Annotated in this window: 13 protein-coding genes; 2 read left to right on the top strand and 11 right to left on the bottom strand. The window is 37.3% G+C overall.

Going from position 1 to position 14,292, the window contains the following annotated elements:
* Nucleotides 1-192 precede the first annotated feature (192 nt).
* Entirely contained in the window at nt 193-1,851 is a 1,659-nt protein-coding gene (locus GC56T2_RS02880; RefSeq protein WP_144972777.1) for an IS1634 family transposase, read from the top strand.
* Nucleotides 1,852-2,219: 368 nt separating this feature from the next.
* Here GC56T2_RS02880 and GC56T2_RS02870 read toward each other — a convergent pair whose 3' ends face one another.
* From GC56T2_RS02870 to GC56T2_RS02825, 10 genes are all read right to left on the bottom strand, one after another.
* Nucleotides 2,220-3,239, bottom strand: coding sequence for an S-layer homology domain-containing protein (locus tag GC56T2_RS02870; protein ID WP_144972896.1), 1,020 nt, complete (start codon nt 3,237-3,239; stop codon nt 2,220-2,222).
* A gap of 25 nt (nt 3,240-3,264) precedes the next feature.
* The gene (locus tag GC56T2_RS02865) at nt 3,265-3,837 is read right to left on the bottom strand and encodes a hypothetical protein (protein ID WP_144972894.1); all 573 of its coding nucleotides are present in this window, start codon (nt 3,835-3,837) and stop codon (nt 3,265-3,267) included.
* Nucleotides 3,838-3,891: 54 nt separating this feature from the next.
* On the bottom strand, nt 3,892-4,293 hold the full coding sequence (locus tag GC56T2_RS02860; protein ID WP_144972892.1) for a hypothetical protein: 402 nt from the start codon (nt 4,291-4,293) through the stop codon (nt 3,892-3,894).
* Nucleotides 4,294-4,311: 18 nt separating this feature from the next.
* The gene (locus GC56T2_RS02855) at nt 4,312-5,577 is read right to left on the bottom strand and encodes a PIN domain-containing protein (RefSeq protein WP_144972890.1); all 1,266 of its coding nucleotides are present in this window, start codon (nt 5,575-5,577) and stop codon (nt 4,312-4,314) included.
* A 96-nt stretch (nt 5,578-5,673) separates the two neighbouring features.
* Entirely contained in the window at nt 5,674-6,090 is a 417-nt protein-coding gene (locus GC56T2_RS02850; RefSeq protein WP_144972888.1) for a hypothetical protein, read from the bottom strand.
* Nucleotides 6,091-6,736: 646 nt separating this feature from the next.
* Nucleotides 6,737-7,003 carry a hypothetical protein gene (locus GC56T2_RS02845; RefSeq protein ID WP_144972886.1) on the bottom strand — a complete coding sequence of 89 codons (267 nt, stop codon included), beginning with the start codon at nt 7,001-7,003 and terminating at the stop codon, nt 6,737-6,739.
* Nucleotides 7,004-7,083: 80 nt separating this feature from the next.
* The gene (locus tag GC56T2_RS02840; RefSeq protein ID WP_144972884.1) at nt 7,084-8,127 is read right to left on the bottom strand and encodes a ParA family protein; all 1,044 of its coding nucleotides are present in this window, start codon (nt 8,125-8,127) and stop codon (nt 7,084-7,086) included.
* Between the two features lie 718 nt (nt 8,128-8,845).
* Entirely contained in the window at nt 8,846-9,301 is a 456-nt protein-coding gene (locus GC56T2_RS02835) for a hypothetical protein (protein WP_144972882.1), read from the bottom strand.
* 221 nt (nt 9,302-9,522) lie between these two features.
* Nucleotides 9,523-9,834, bottom strand: a complete 312-nt coding sequence (locus tag GC56T2_RS02830) for a hypothetical protein (protein ID WP_144972880.1) — start codon at nt 9,832-9,834, stop codon at nt 9,523-9,525.
* A gap of 753 nt (nt 9,835-10,587) precedes the next feature.
* Nucleotides 10,588-13,263 (bottom strand): hypothetical protein, encoded by a 2,676-nt coding sequence (locus GC56T2_RS02825; RefSeq protein ID WP_144972878.1) that lies wholly within the window; start codon nt 13,261-13,263, stop codon nt 10,588-10,590.
* A 298-nt stretch (nt 13,264-13,561) separates the two neighbouring features.
* Here GC56T2_RS02825 and GC56T2_RS18310 point away from each other — a divergent pair, with 298 nt between their 5' ends.
* A complete protein-coding gene (locus tag GC56T2_RS18310) occupies nt 13,562-13,714 on the top strand; it encodes a tyrosine-type recombinase/integrase (protein WP_370454554.1) in 153 nt (50 codons plus the stop codon).
* A 185-nt stretch (nt 13,715-13,899) separates the two neighbouring features.
* Here GC56T2_RS18310 and GC56T2_RS02815 read toward each other — a convergent pair whose 3' ends face one another.
* The gene (locus GC56T2_RS02815) at nt 13,900-14,145 is read right to left on the bottom strand and encodes a hypothetical protein (protein WP_144972876.1); all 246 of its coding nucleotides are present in this window, start codon (nt 14,143-14,145) and stop codon (nt 13,900-13,902) included.
* Nucleotides 14,146-14,292 lie beyond the last annotated feature (147 nt).

The following is a 14,292-nucleotide window of genomic DNA, read 5'->3' as shown; positions in this document are numbered from 1 at the left end:
TTCCAATAACATACTTCACGTATCTATAAACCCTCGTTTTGGAAAAATTTTTAAAGCAAAGATTAATAAATAAATCAGCAATTGCGGCAATACTCACATTTCGCACCCTCTCGACGAAAATCGGGAGGATTTTTTCGTTCCGATGTCGAATGAATCCTTGACACACAAGGAAAGTGAAGGAGTTTTTCTCTCATGAACGTTCAAGTCAAAAAGGTCTATCGTAATGATTATTTGAATATAATAAGTGCCCTATTCAAGAAACTGGGCCTGCCCCAATTGATTGACCATCTCGTTCCCGTTGATCCACAGTGCCAGACTCGAGTCAGCGATGCCGTTCAGGCCATCATCTACAATATGTTTGACGGCCGGCAAGCCCTCGTTCACGTGGAACGATGGGCTCAGGAGATCGATCTAGAGAAACTCATCCGTCCCGGTCTCCATCCTTCCTGGTTGAACGACGATGCCTTGGCTCGTCATCTCGACCGCTTGTATGAGGCCGATATTCACAAGGTGATCAGCACTTGCTTGATTCACATTTATCGCAAAGAAGGCCTTTCCCTCCGAGCCTTTCACGCCGATACGACGGACAAGACCGTTTACGGCGCGTATGAATCGGCCTCGTTAGAGGCCTTACAAATCACACATGGCTATAACCGCCATCATCGTTGGCAAAAACAGATCGGTTTCGGACTGGTCGGCAACGAGGACGGCATCCCGTTTTACGGCGATGTGCACGACGGCAACCTGCCTGACAAAACGTGGAATCCGGAGGTGCTGTCCCGTGTCCACGAACAGCTCAAACAAGCCAAGATGGAAGACGAATGGATTTACGTGGCCGATTCCGCCGCGATGACAAAAGACACTCTGGCGCAAACCAAAGCGGCCAACGCCTTTTTGATCACCCGAGGCCCTTCGTCGCTTCGGATCGTGAAACGGGCATTAGCGGAGGCCGATTCGCCTCACATCCCGTGGAGCGAACCCTTTACGCTGGCGGAGAGAAACGGCGCCACGTACCGGGTATGGGAAACATCCTCCACCTATGAAGGCCACCCCGTTCGGCTGATCGTCGTCGAATCGAGTGCGCTCGACCAGCGAAAAGGAAAGACGCTCGAAAAAGAACGAACCAAAGAAGCGGAGCTTCTTCGCGAGGAACAAGCCCATTGGGAGCGCCACCCTTTCTCGTGCCGGGAAGACGCTGAACAAGCCTTGGCGTCCCTCAAGATGTCCCTTCGCCCACGGTTTCATCAGGTCAAGGCCGCGGTCGAAGAGATCGTACGCCCGAAAAAACGGCGCGGACGGCCGAAAAAAGGGGTGGAACCCGAGATGGAGACGCGGTATCTCTTGCGCCTTGACGTCGAATTCGACCAAAACGCGTGGGAACAGGCAAGACGGAAAGCGTCCCGGTTTGTCCTCGTCACGACCGTTCCGGAGGAATGGAAGGGCCAACAAATGGATGCCCAAGAGATCTTGAAGCTATATAAAGGGCAGATCTCGGTGGAAATGAACTTCGCTTTTTTGAAAGATCCGTTTTTCACGGATGAGATTTACGTCAAAAAACCAGAACGGGTCGCAGTATTAGGCTATTTGTTTCTGTTGGCCTTGGCGATTTACCGCGTTTTTCAGCGCCGAGTGCGTCAGTTTATTACTCCAGAACACCCGTTGAAGGGTCCTGGAGGCCGCAAGCTGACCCGGCCGACGGGACAGGCGATTTTTCAGCTGTTTCAATATGTGAACGTCGTCCTCCTGGAGCTGCCGGATGGGCGCATCCAACGCTCACTGGATCGCTCCCTCACCCCTGAACAACGAAGGATTCTGCAGGGGTTGGGGCTGGATGAGAGCATTTACGTGTAACGTCATACGGAACGACCAGCGATGGTAAAAAAAGGATAGCCATCGCTCGTTGTGTTGGTCAAAAAGTTATTCTGAAAAACTAAATAAAAAATCCTTTGTTTTGACCTTGTTAGGGTGCGAAATGTGAGGCAATAAGTATAAAAACAAACAACAGCAAACAAACGTCTGAAGCCTTTTCTGCCCATGCAATCAGTGATTGCAGTTCTGACATGAGAACTCCTCCTTTGTCTTACGTTATTCTGCTCACTGAGCATCATTTAAACTTCGAAGGCCTCAGTCCTGCTTTTTATCGGTTGTTATATGCAAAATAAAAACACGGAGCCAAAGACCCCGTGTGAAAAACATAAAGAATAGTAGATTACAAATAATTATCTTGTCACAAACATTTGCACCCAATAATATATAGGTTTTCCTTTCACACTGCCTATATTAGCAACTCCTACACCTATTTCTGTATAAAGTGGGTCTAAAATATTATCACGATGACCCGGACTATTCATCCAATCAGTCATTACTTCTTCTGGGGTCATTTCACCTCCTGCAATATTTTCACCTACAAACTTACATTTGATGTTAAATTTACTTAACATAGTATATGGATCTCCATATACAGGTGATATATGATCATAATAATCGTTCTTTACCATGTCTTCTGCTTTTAATTGAGCAACTCTAGTTACATCTAACGCTAACTTTAATGGAGGAAGTTTTTTCTTCGCACGTTCTTTGTTGACTAAATCTACTACTTCTTTCACAAAAGGATTTAGATTAGCAATTTGTTTTTCTTGGTAATCCAATGCTCGTTTTACAAACACCGCCATTTGCGCTCTTGTTACTTTTCCAGTCGGGTCAAATTTGTCAGATGTTTTCCCTGTTGTAATGCCTGTTGCTACTAGTGTATTAATATATTTATATGCCCAATGATTTTTAGGAACATCTTTAAACTCCGTCTTTGTTGTACCTTGCAAGGCAAATGCTTCGACTAAAATTTTTGCTAACTGTTCCCGTGTTAACGGGTTATTAGGATTAAACTTCTTTCCTTTCGAAAAAATGCCACGTTCCACTAAAGCCGCAATATATGGATACGCAGAATCTTTCGTTTTGACATCTGCAAAACCCGGATTTTTTCGATTTTCCGTATCGATTTGCATCGTTTTGCCAATAATAACGGCTGTTTGTGCCCGTGTAACATATTGCTCAGGTTTAAAGTTGCCATCTGGATATCCATTGATAATCCCTTTAGACACTAGTTCTTCAATTTCTTTCTTCGCCCAATAGTTGTCAGGAATGTCTTTGAATTTTGATTTGGCTGAACTGTTCGGCGGGAATAATGCAAAACATAACAATAAAGCCGTAACGATTATTGTTAGACGCTTTATAGCATTCATTTAGATCACTCCTCACAGTCTAAAATCATAATGGGATGACATCATCAATAAAAAATAGTCTCCATTGTCCACTACGCTCAGGGTCTACAACAATGTTCAACTCATCTGCATATCGGTCACAAAATTTTTCAATATCATCACCAAATAACCGCCCTGACCGCCTGTATTCTACATTATGGCCAATTTCATGTCCTAAAGTTGAAAGCATGAGATCTCTCGCTTGCGCAGGAGTGAACCCTGCTTTCAGTTCTCCTGTATCACTATAATCAAGGGTGTACGTATCAATACTGGGGAGGTACGCCATTCCATACAATCGAATATTCACTTCTCTTTTTTCAACGTCAACAGTATAACTTCCTCGAACATTCGGATGGAATTGTGGCTCCATATTGCACAAGATAATGGATTTGATACCTTTTAATGCGCGAGGATCTTTTTCTCTCACTTGCTCTACGTACCATTTCACATCTTCTACAGTGATGGGCATGCGTTCATAAGCAGACCATTCATGAAACTGGTCAATAATTTCTATTTCGTGTCCATAGAAAAATGGAAAAAGCCATCTTAATGTTGTTTGCACAACTTTTCTTACGGACATTTCTAGGACTCTCACCTCTTTTCCACAGAAAATTCTCAATCTTTGCTAAAAAGGTTACCACTGATGATGGTTATGATGGTCATGATGATCGTTAAAACGCATGGAATCTTCATTAAATGAGCGTATTGACTCTTCTTGAAACCGCATACTTTCCCTTAAACTTTCCTCACTAAATCGCAAACTGTCTTCTTGAAACCTTCTATCCATATCGTCCATTAGTTCATCTAATCCATCGTACTTGTCTGTTTTTGAAAATACATGATATCGTTTAGTATTATATCTACCTGTCAGATTACTTCCACTTGCTAGATCAGTACCATCAATTTTTTGGACTAAACGCTTAAAACTATTCATCAAAAATACAGTGATTCTCCAAGCAGAAAACAAAACTGCGAAAACGACAACACTTGGATATAAAATGTGCCAAACCAATGATAGCCAGTCCGAAAATGACATCTGTATCTGTCCTTTCCATTATTTTTTCAATACTTTCAGCGGCAATGTTTGAATAACTTCTTTCGTTACTTTATGCACTAAACGAAGTTCCGCATTCTCTAAATCTTTCAATTCATTTTCCTCTATATTGAAACCAACGCTGTCATATCCATTAACATTTTCAAACTTAACACGGCTATCAACGCTAGGAATTTCAATTCCTTGCTTCTTGTCATAATTAGAAAAGTTTGTTGACAGCGGCTCGTATTGCTTTCCATTTTTCAAGACAATCAAATATGTCAACTTATTTGTTTTTTCCTCAACTTGTTTTGTATTCCAAACCCCAAGTGTCACTTTGTAATTTCCGAAAGTACGTGCAAAAAATGAGTCAGAATAACGAATATCTACAATCGCGCTTGCGCCCCAATCCCCTGCTTTTTTTCCTTGAAACGAGTTTCCGTACTCATTCTTGATGACATAAGGATAATTTCCTTTCACATATGCTGGTCCTCCTTTTCTAGAAGAGGTGGCCATTGCTGGTTGGACTTCTTGTTTCATCTTTTCCTCTATGTGTCCCATTCCTACTAAGAATCCAACACACAAAGAAAACGAAATAATCGCAAAAAGTTTATAGGCATATCCGGGACGATATACAGGCGTTTTCCGTTTTTTGTTTTCTATCAATAGTTTTTCTTCCCAATCAAGTTCTAGCACTTTCAATTTTGTCGTTCTAGCAGTAGTTCGGGCATTATTGTCATTCGTAATAAAAACAACCTGTCTTCCTTCTTTTACCCTCTCAAGATAGGAACCGATGATCAAATCGTCTCCCGAATTAGGATCAAGCCCTAATTCCTCCAGTTTCTTTTTATCCACTTGGACAATTTCGAGCCTGTTGTCTTTATGAAGATTAGAAATGTTTTTTAGGGCAATTCTAGCGGCGTCGCTCGCTTCTGAATCACTATCTTTAATCTTATCTAGTTCCCTGCGAACTTGCTCACTAATTAAAATTTTGGTATCTTCCCCCAAATTGACAAGCACATACGGATAATCAAGCAAAATGTTCGTATCAAACGCAAGATAGTAGTCCGGCATATTCTTTATAATACGCGCTGCCTTTATAATGCTGTCTTCAGAAAACTTAACCGGCATAGTCATTTTTAGGTTGGCTTTGTTCATCTTCCCTATATGCTTTTTTCCATAAAGTCTAGACATTTTTTTACCCTTTTTTAAAAAAACAAAAGATAAAATGAGTAAAGCAATCGACCCCCACATGAGTATTTTTCTTATTAGTTCCAGTTGCTCCACCACTAGCACCCCCAACTAAAATAATACCTGTGCAACCAAATTATAACTTAGAATATAATTAATAAAAAGATTATTTATTACTAATTTTCTTTTTATTCACTCAAATAAAAGAAACATTCGGCTTATTGAAATTTCCCAAATCAACGCTCCCATAAAGAAGAAAAAGGGCACAAAGATAAATGTAAACACATCCTTGTGTTGGGAAAATAAAATCAAGCCACCCAATACACAAACAGCCATGACCAATGTGAGCATACAATAAACGAAGATTACTGGTATTTTCTCTTTCCCATCTTGTATAACAAGCATCTGGTATGTTGGAATATACATTCGCCTATAAATAAAAGCGCCACCTGTCATACTAAGATATGCAATAGATGCATATAGCCAAAAACCATATGGAAAATATTTTTGACTCAATTTAGCAGCGAGCAAGATTAAAAAAATCCTTAAAACAAAGTTATACATAAAAAAGACGAGCCTCCCCTGCTTTTTAGGCAAAATTCTTTCCACCCTAATCACTCTCCTATGATTCCTCTTTCGCTTAACACGATTATATCTCGATCAAAATCAAAAAACAGGACCTAATTTATACGATCATTCCATTTATGTTGATAAAATACAAAACAGCAAGGATAATCCTTGCTGTTTTACCGTATTCCTTCTCCATCTACATGATCTTCATCATTGTCATACAACTCTTCGCATAACATCACGATCTCCACTATCTTTTTTGAGTCTAAAATATATTCCGATAGGATCGGCTGCACGTTTTGAATCAAATGACGAAAACTGTTATACATACCGAAAAAGCATAAAATATTAAATTCTGCGACTTCAGACGTGTTGTCTCCAAGGAAACGTTTTTGCAAACGCGTGATATACATAAAGTACATGTACTTGCTGTCTGTATGCTGTATCCAAGCGAAGCGGCTATGCCTAGCAATGATAATTATATAATCATCATGTCTAAACTTAATAAAACTTGTTTCCCTTAATCCACGGTGTTTGTCCTTATTTGACATGAGTACGCTCAATCCTTTCGTTTGTTGATTATTTACATATTTATAATTAGATATCGAACATATATTCCCTTTTATCCAAACAAAAAAGCAGCCCAGAATCGGCTGCATCATTGGGATTATTTTTATCGAAAACCCTATTCCTCTAAAAAATGAATAAACTCGTTCAATTCATCAATATCATCCGATCGAAAGTTGAATTCGTTTAACTCTAACAAATATTTTTTCGCATCAGACAGGCAGCCCAGCACCTTGCTCTGTATGATTTCAAATTCTCCCCCACGATTAGACATTTCCACCACAGCGGCATAATACGTTTTATCAGCGTTGATGAATTTGAACACAGTATATTTAAAACAACATTGGAATATAAGCAAATTATACTCAAGCAACATTTTAACCATAAAAAATCCCCTCCTTTTCACTCATCTGATTCGAAATGGGAGGGGGATTTCCTTGTTTTTAAACCAAAAACACAAACTGTTTAAGTAGTCAATCTAATAATCTTACGTGCCAATTGTGTGAACGTGTCTCTAAACTCATCTCTTGAATTCGTGCTATTTAATAAAACATTCCCTGATTGTTCAATTTGCTCTTCCGACAGAGCAAAAACAGGAACGCTGTATTTCTGTGACTGGGCAATTAAACTATTAAAATCAGATATATTTGCTAAATTGTAAGGCTCTCCATCTATCCTAATTGTACTAAACATTTCTTCATTAATTAACATACCGTGTTCCCTCAAAGTTGGCACTAAATTTGTAGCGACGTTATGGTTAATTTTATCAATCCAAGATTGGAATGACCTTGCTGGAACACCATTTTTCGGTCTATACCGTTGAAGTATTGTTCCAATAAATTTCGGAAGCGTATTAGGAAAACGATATTCTGCATTTTGGAAAATTGGATGCCTTCTAATATTATCATATGTATTTTTCCATTCAGGAAGGACTCGCGCTAATGAATGGATGGCCATATTACAAAAGTAATCAGGACTGCAAGGAACAATAAAATAATCGCTTTGCATTAACAAATTTGCATTCGTTGCAGATACACTTGGGCTCATATCAATTAACACGTAATCAAAACCATATTCCTGAGAAGTAATGTTAATTAAATAGTTAATTGCTCCCGGAATATTTTGTGTCATTCTTAGACTACCTGTTAATTCCTGTGCAATCCCTATAGTTACATCGAATTCAGCAAAACCAATATGCCCGGGTAACAAATACAAACCTTCTCTATTAGGGAACTCAAAACATTTGGCTGGTTCTAACCTTTTAGGTAATCCTTCAAATACCGGCTCAAGCGATGTTTTTATATTGTCAATTCCGCTATAATTATAAAACTCCTCTATATCCTCAGTTCCTGCTAAACTAAGGCACAAACCAGTCAAATTGCACTGGGAATCTGCGTCTATCATTAAGACCCTTTTCCCCATTTCCGACAAAATCCATCCCAAATGAAAGGTTGTTGTTGTCTTACTTACTCCACCTTTGTTATTAAACAATGAGATAATTTTAGTCATAACCACATCGCTCCCTAAAGAAATATTGCTCAAAAGTTGTTAATTCGCCCTATTTATTAAAATTCCTTTAGGTAACGACAAAATTTTTATAAAACCCTGTCCAAAATTGTTTCATTTAACCTTCGCCTTATCGTCTTCAAAAACATGGTAAAAGCATAAAGAAATTCGCTATTTTAAGCGATATGAGCCGTTTTAAAGCCAAAATGATTTTATGCTGCTATGAATCTATTTTCTTCTAATTTATTCGTTTTTTATCTTATTTTTTCGGGCTAATTTGTCTATGTAGGAGACCGTTGTATGAAAAAAATCATTTTTTTCATCTTCTTCATGAAAAAATTTTGTTGCAAATAATGATTATGTTTCATTATTAACTTCTCATAATGAATATTATTGAATCTTATCAATACTAATCATTATGAATACTCATATTCATTATTAATCAACATGAATATTTACAATTTTAACTACTATATACAATTTGAACAAAATCCAAACAATTAGCACAGGTAGTTTTCATCGGTTAGAATTTGCAACATGTGCATGAATTTGACGTATTGTTATCAACTTTCTTGCTCCTAGATTAGCAAGAAGGATTATACTATAAGGAAGTTTGATGAAACGCGTACTTCATAAAAATAAGGAGGGAAACACCCTCCTTCCATTTATCAACATTCTTCACTTCTTAACTATTCATATAATAATTAAACCTTAAATCACTTTAGTTAGTAAGATCAAAAATCAATTTCTCCAATACGCTTTTATACCTCTCTTCTACATGACTAATCTCTTGTTCGCTCAAATATTTACTCAACTTCTCGCCCTTCAATTGAGATAAGACATACTCTAGATATTCACCTAACTCATCAGCACATACTCCCTCAACAATACAACTCTCAATTATAGAATACCCCAACCAACCAATTCCTCTAGCGGTTTGCTCCCCTAAATTTTCTCTACCTTTAAAAAACCAACGGATTTCATCGTTTGCTTCATTAAGCCCTACAGCATAGCAATCTGGAAAATCTTCGTGACCATACAACGATACACCTAAATACAGCCCATTTTTAAATTTTACACCAACAGTAAATAACGGTTCTAATCCCCAAATAATAACTAATTCTTTGAAATCCTCCATCATTTTATCATTTTCTGATACACTAATCGCATTTAACATACGCATCATCCTCCTCTTTTCTAAAGCCCTGTCCCATTCCTCTATTTCTATGAATTCATCTTTGATATGTATTTTATAAAATGTGTTATTTTTTAATTCTAAAACTTTTTGTTTTGCTGAAAATCGTTGTATGTTATGTATTGCATGTATATATGAATGTACAGAGCGTTTGTTTTAGTCTTTATATTTGGCATAAATTATATGTTTTGGACTACCTATCCTTATCCTTCTTGAATCACATCACCAAAATACTTTTCAATCGCTTCAATTTTGTCATGTTCTTCAAGCCATTCATACGCTTCATCTTTACTTAACAAAATAATCGTTTCAATCCCCCACGTTAGGTTCCCCTCTGACTCACTGTATTTCGTTAATGGACCTCCCTGAGCATGCAAGAAAAACTGACCAGACTTCGTTATATATAAATCTTCATAAACGTGTCTGAAGTCACTGCTCGGAAGACCGTTACTGTACTTCGCAACAAGCGTTGCTTTTTCTGTATCATACACTTTTCTGTTGATAATTTTTTTCATTCACACCATCTCCTTTTCTTTTTTTAAAAACACTAACTTTTCAGATATTTAATCTCCTGTTAAATCAAATTATTTTGGTAATATAATTGTTACCGTGCTATACTTCTCCTAATTCACCCCCTCAAAAACTATTCATCGAAATCTTTGTTCGATGTAATTTACAGTATAAAACATATTGAAAATCCGTACAACCCATTGTTTTAAAATACTTTGCGGTGATTTCGTAGATAAAAACATTTATTTCCAAAATTATTATATCAATAAAATATTTACATAAACTCTTTATGACTTTCAACTTCCAATTATTAAGCAATTTTATTATTTTTTATCTACGAAAAAAATTATGTCTATTTCGTAGATAAAAATAAAATTCAGAAAATAAAAACTTTTTTTCGTAGATAAAAATTTTGTTTTAAAGTGCTGTAAATTCTTTCTGAATGACCTTTTTGGTTGGGTCACTATATCCATACGTAAAAAGACCTTCAGTATCTTTTAACTGAAGGCCTTCTGCGCAGTTTTTGTAATCGGCAAATACAAGGGATCAAATGTGTAGTGAGCGGATTTGCAAATTAAGGGGATGATTATGTAGTGTTAAATGGTGTTGTATGAAGTAGGATATGAAGTGTTTCGTAGTTAAAACTTTAAGCAACTTTAAGCAGGTAAAGTGGTTATGTATGATAAATAGTAATATGTAACGTACTATTATTTGAAAGTGGCCTCCGTGCCGACGAGTAACTCCATTTTTTCTAAAACTTAGGAATGCAATAAATTTTGTATGTCTCGTTGAGATAAATGGATAAATCGAGCACATTGCACCGGAAGATTGCTTAAAACTAATACTTTTGCATCTTCCCTAAGTGTTCGCGCTCTGCCTATCGCTTGAATCAATTGACTCTCAACCAAATAAAATTGTATTTCCTGTAATATCTCATTATTTCCATACGTATTAAAGAAAAATCTGAATCCGTTTCGTTGAACTTGCTGATATTCCATTTTGCTATCATTCAGTCCAAGTTTATACCCTAACGCAGCCGAGTAAAGTAAGTATGCAATTGGATTAACGTGAGGCGTTCCTAACACCGTAATGTTCTGTCCTTTGAGTGAATCGATTCCTTCCGTATTTCCAAACGTAGGAATCGCTTCATCTTGTTCCATAAATCCTTTGTAGGTAATAATAGTGCTGTTAGGATTGTAGATGTCTATTAACTTTTTTGCCAAGTTCAAAAGTTCTTCGTTCTCTTTTATCGCATAGCGGCTAAAACTTTTGATGGGAATTTGCACAATTTCCCCTTTTGATTCCGTCAATCCAACATCCCAGTATTTAACTTCTGGTCCAAACATCATTTTAGCAATCGTTTCGCTGATCGTAGCGCTGAGTATAATGACTTTCTTTTTAGGCAATTGATGGCGCTGAATGAAATAGATGAATTCATTTCCGTTCGGTCCTTTCGTTTTTACAAAATACGAGCAATTTAAGAAGCCCAGAATGTCTGATTTTATAGCGTTGTCTTCTACAATAATCTTTTCTACCTCGTTGGCATTCGGCAGCAAGTAGGCTGCTCTCTCTTGCACAAGGCCGACCGGTGCATTTAAGACCATATTTTGAATCGTTAAAATAGCCGTCCTATTTTCTTCATTTTGCATTAATTTAGAGCACACAAGCGTGAAATCTGTAACACTCATTTTTGACACAGGCAACAGGCTCGGTATAATATCCTCGTCAATAACTAATGTACCGTTCGCATCCTCTTTTGTAAATAAACTCCGTTGATGCGTAGTTAAAATGATTTGATTTCGCGCTTTATGCACATTTTCAAGTTCTTCAAGATAGTTCCGAATTTCTTCATTTTGCCGAGCCATTTTCTTTAAGAAAGCATTCACTGCTTTATACGCTCCGTTATTGTATAGACGTTCAATTTTCTCAGCAAATTCAATATCTAGGTTTGGCAGTTGTGGCACTTTAACGTGTTTGCAGCCTAAACGATTCAATCGCTCTGAAACTTCTTCCTTTAGCCGATGGGTAGGTAATGCAATCGTAAACGTATGAGTTTGAGCCGCATTGACATACAACTGAGTCTTCCCAATTCCTGTGGGGGCTTTAATCACAAATACGCCATTTTCTTCACAATTAAGCGCTTCGTGAAAATACTGCTTCAGTTTCTTTTCCGCATCCTCCAAAGGTTGAAAATTCGGTTTTTGAGTCACTTGAATTCTACCTCTAAATAATTTCCCTTGCTCAATCATGTTTAACGCATGTTCACACTCATCAGCAAATGGACAGTACGAATCGCATCTGCTTGGAGCGTAATTTGACTTCTGTATTTGATTAATCATGACCTTCCATTCTATTTTCTTTTGCGCGTATTCTGGTCTACTGTTGAGAATCTGTTCAATTCTCGTTTTACCACCTTTTATTCTCAATAAATTAGTCATAACCCCAAACATCTCGTTGTGATACAGCCAATAATCACCGTGTATGGATTCTCGATAAAGTTTGCAGTTCTCCTCTAGTTTCTCAAACGGAAAATCTCTAATCTGCGCAAACCCCTCTTTCACTTTATCAATTTGGAAACAATAATCTTTAAGCAATTTCCCTTCGTCTTTCGAGTCCAACTTTCTATGATACTCCTCAGTGTTTTCTTTAGAAAACTTAATCATATAGGAACCATGACTAATTTTCGGGCGTTCCCTATTAAATATAATAGGATTGGTGCGCTTTTTAGTCATTGAAATAAACAAGTTATCTTCTGATGCTATTTCATCATTCTCATCAATCAACTTATAATTCGGGTAACCGTTGATTAAATCAATCCCAACAACGCGACAGTAACGTTCCATATCCCGTGACGGGTTAGGTCCTGCTTTTATGTGCAATATAACGGCATTTAATAAATCTGGAACGCTTATGACATTGTCATACGCTTCATAGACCAGTTCCTTCCCTCCAAACAATAGTCTGGAAGCATCCTTTGTTTGGACATCTGCCTCTGGAAAAAGCGTCATTAACGAACGTTGTATCAACTCTCGCACTCGGATATCATGAACTTCTTCATTTACCAAGAAAACCATTCTAAATTTTTCATGATCCGGTGTGGAACGAAACGTTGTATAAATGAAATTCGGCATAATATCGTATCGCTCACATCTGTTTATAGCATCAGCAACCGACAAACCTTCGTCAATATCAAGCGCAAAAACCTGTTGGCTGACCCAATAAGCATTTTTTCTAATCCCGTCTTTAAAAACTGCAGGTGCAAAACTTCTTCCATTTGGAATGACAACAGCCTGTGCAAATTCTTGCATTGTTATTTCTGTCGGCAAACTAGCAATACGACTAGAAATAATCGCTGTTTCCCATTTCTCAGGCTTTCGATGAAAACACTGTGAATCAAGACTAAGTTTCACTTTTGCCAATGTTCCTTTTAACATACGACATTCCCCCTTTTTCTTAAAAAGGGAGAGTTATAATGCTATGATCAGTCTTCTAATTACATGTTTTTAATTGTGTTATGAGAACTCTCCTTTCTGTTTTAAAAATTGGTCCAACAAAAGATATTTTGTCATATCATTGGACCGTGTTTTGATTTTAATAGAAGTTAGAATTGTCAGTCAATATGCAATGTAGATATTTCACAATATATTTGTCAACAATAGTTCTTTCATCAATGCCCCTGCTTTTTTCTTATCAAACAAAATTAAGCGAATTTCTCCGTGAACGGTTCAGTACATATTCGAAAAGTATGGAATCAATGTTCATGCTCTCCGCCATACTTTTATTACCAGACTGGTAAGAAACGGCGAAGATATTAGTATTTTTCAAGCACTAAGCGGCCATTTCTCCACCAAACATGGCTCTGCGTTACTCTTTCCTAACAGATGAGAACAAGATGGCGGCCGTAAAATTATGGGTAAAATAGAAAATTCCCAGTTGATGAAGCCTACTCTTCATTAACTGGGACCATTTTTTATATAGGTTCTGTTAAATATTATTAGTATTGACTCAGACGTGATAAATCCCTTAATTTATATACTTATTCAACAATAGCACTCGTTAGTTCAAGAAGTTTACTTTTGGAAATCTGCTATATTCCAATTCATTTTGGGATTAACTGTATCCATAAATTTCTTAATTTGTTCTTCACTCAAATCCTTTTCGCCAGTCGAATTTTTAGCATATGATACAAGTTCCCAAGTCTCATCATAAGGTTTCTTCGGCGCTCTCCACCTAATACCAAATGTATAATCGACACCATCAATCTTTACTTTCATACTCAATATATCACCATGAAGTATAAACTTACTCATTTCCATTTTCATATACTCCCTACTTTTAATGTTTTATCAATAATTGTTTCATATTCCTTCTTTAACTATTCTGCCCTGTTATCCATCCATTCACCGCTTCACAGCACCACAGATAATGAAAGAAATTTTATTCTTCCATGAGAGACTCTATGC

Source organism: Geobacillus sp. C56-T2 (genome assembly GCF_007829715.1).
GTDB lineage: Bacteria > Bacillota > Bacilli > Bacillales > Anoxybacillaceae > Geobacillus > Geobacillus icigianus.
Note: the sequence above shows the minus strand (reverse complement) of the source record. Positions and strands in the feature narration are given on the sequence as shown.

What these genes read in the sequence shown, in the direction of transcription:
- GC56T2_RS02830 (WP_144972880.1), bottom strand. Translation starts at nt 9,834, where the DNA reads ATGAAAAAAATTATCAACAGAAAAGTGTATGATACAGAAAAAGCAACG.
- GC56T2_RS02825 (WP_144972878.1), bottom strand. Translation starts at nt 13,263, where the DNA reads ATGTTAAAAGGAACATTGGCAAAAGTGAAACTTAGTCTTGATTCACAG.
- GC56T2_RS02840 (WP_144972884.1), bottom strand. Translation starts at nt 8,127, where the DNA reads ATGACTAAAATTATCTCATTGTTTAATAACAAAGGTGGAGTAAGTAAG.
- GC56T2_RS02845 (WP_144972886.1), bottom strand. Translation starts at nt 7,003, where the DNA reads ATGGTTAAAATGTTGCTTGAGTATAATTTGCTTATATTCCAATGTTGT.
- GC56T2_RS02870 (WP_144972896.1), bottom strand. Translation starts at nt 3,239, where the DNA reads ATGAATGCTATAAAGCGTCTAACAATAATCGTTACGGCTTTATTGTTA.
- GC56T2_RS02835 (WP_144972882.1), bottom strand. Translation starts at nt 9,301, where the DNA reads ATGTTAAATGCGATTAGTGTATCAGAAAATGATAAAATGATGGAGGAT.
- GC56T2_RS02860 (WP_144972892.1), bottom strand. Translation starts at nt 4,293, where the DNA reads ATGTCATTTTCGGACTGGCTATCATTGGTTTGGCACATTTTATATCCA.
- GC56T2_RS02865 (WP_144972894.1), bottom strand. Translation starts at nt 3,837, where the DNA reads ATGTCCGTAAGAAAAGTTGTGCAAACAACATTAAGATGGCTTTTTCCA.
- GC56T2_RS02880 (WP_144972777.1), top strand. Translation starts at nt 193, where the DNA reads ATGAACGTTCAAGTCAAAAAGGTCTATCGTAATGATTATTTGAATATA.
- GC56T2_RS02815 (WP_144972876.1), bottom strand. Translation starts at nt 14,145, where the DNA reads ATGGAAATGAGTAAGTTTATACTTCATGGTGATATATTGAGTATGAAA.